Source organism: Streptomyces sp. NPDC051172, assembly GCF_040682555.1.
GTDB lineage: Bacteria > Actinomycetota > Actinomycetes > Streptomycetales > Streptomycetaceae > Streptomyces.
The window spans coordinates 1-1,537 of the sequence record NZ_JBFBBE010000333.1 but is presented as its reverse complement, the minus strand read 5'-3'; the positions used below and the strand labels follow the sequence as shown (position 1 = coordinate 1,537).

The following is a 1,537-nucleotide window of genomic DNA, read 5'->3' as shown; positions in this document are numbered from 1 at the left end:
CAACACCGTTGCGTTTACGTCCGTGAGCGGTTTGCGAGTCCGTGTTCGAAGAACGTGACGGTGGCGTGGATGGTGTAGTTCTGGCTGGTCCTGGGGTGTTGTCCGGCGTTCGGTCCGTACTTGCTGGTGGGGTTCTTGCGGGTGCGTGCCTTGACGCGGTGCCGGTGGCGGGCGGGGTGCAGGGCGTCGAGGGCGGCCCGGCCGATGGTGCCGACGAGGTCGGCGGGTCCCGCCGGGGGCAGGATTCCGGTCGCGGTGGTGACGGTGTCGGCGGCGGTGGTCTGCAGGACGGTGAAGCTGATGCGGTCCATGTCCATCCCGGGCCGGGTGCAGACGGTGTCGGCGGCAGCGCGAATCAGGGCCTGGTAGGTGGTCAGCAGGGCGTAGACCTCCTGGTCAAGGCCCTGAAGGCTGCGGGAGCGCAGGACACGGCCATCCAGCATGGTCGCCTTGATCGAGAAATACGTCGTCTCCGACTGCCACCGCTCATGGTAAAGATCAACAAGCTCGGTGGCCGGGTGGACAGCCGGGTCGAGGAGGCTGGTGAGCAGGCGCCACTGCTCGGTGCGGACGGTGCCGTCGGCCAGCGTGACGGTCACGGACGCCTCGATGACGCGGACGGTCAGCAGGACGGGCAGGACGCCGTAGCCGATCCGGGCCAGATAGGAGCCGTCGCCCAGGTGCCGGAAGGGAGTGGGTATCCGGCGGGCGGAGGAGCGCACCAGGAACTGGGCGCCGGTGGCCTGGACGTCCCGGGCGAACTCGGCTCCGTCGAAGCCGGCATCGGCCAGCAGGAGCATCGTGCGGTCCAGCACACTCAACAGGTGTCCCGCGTAGGTGAGTTCGCCATCACCCTCGGGGCCGAAGGCGGCAGCCAACACGGCACGGGTGCCACACTCGACCAGGACCACGAGTCGCAGCAGCGGGTAGCCGAACTCCACGCTCTCGCCCACTCGCTTGAGATAGCGCCAGGTGAGCGCCTCCTCGTCGGGCACGTGCAGCAAAGTGCCGTCCACGGCCACGGTCCGCAAGCCCCGGTAGAACGACCCGGCCTGCCCGGGGTGGGCGACGGGCCCGGCGAGGATCTCGAACAGCCGCCGCAGCGGCGCCGCTCCTATGCGCCGTCGGGCCCGGGAAAGTGAGGAGACCGCTGGACGCACCAACGGCAGTCCGTCCAGCCCCGCCGTCAACTTGCCCCACACGCCCCGGTAGGAACAGTCCTCGAACAGTGCCAGCGCGAGGACGAAATAGACCACGACCCGGGACGGCAGCAGCCGCAGCCGCTTCTCGCGTGACCCGGTCTCCTCGATCACCGTGTCGACCAGCACGAAGTCCACGGTCTGGGTCAGCTCGCCCAAGTGGCCGGGCGCGTACAGCCCCCCGGCCGCCTCGACCGTGCGCGTGATGACAGACTTCTCCTGCAACGGGACTCCCGGTGATCACCTTGCCTCGACAACAAGTTGATCTATCAGGACGTCCCGTTGCGTCATTCACCCGGGCTTGACCTGCGGCTCAAGACTCAAACGCAACGGTGTTG

1 protein-coding gene is annotated in these 1,537 nt (G+C 68.2%); it reads right to left on the bottom strand.

All coding sequences use genetic code 11. The features are described from left to right. Positions 1-14: 14 nt before the first annotated feature. Positions 15-1,424 carry an IS4 family transposase gene (locus AB0N07_RS50860; protein WP_365847782.1) on the bottom strand — a complete coding sequence of 470 codons (1,410 nt, stop codon included), beginning with the start codon at positions 1,422-1,424 and terminating at the stop codon, positions 15-17. Between the last annotated feature and the right edge of the window lie 113 nt (positions 1,425-1,537).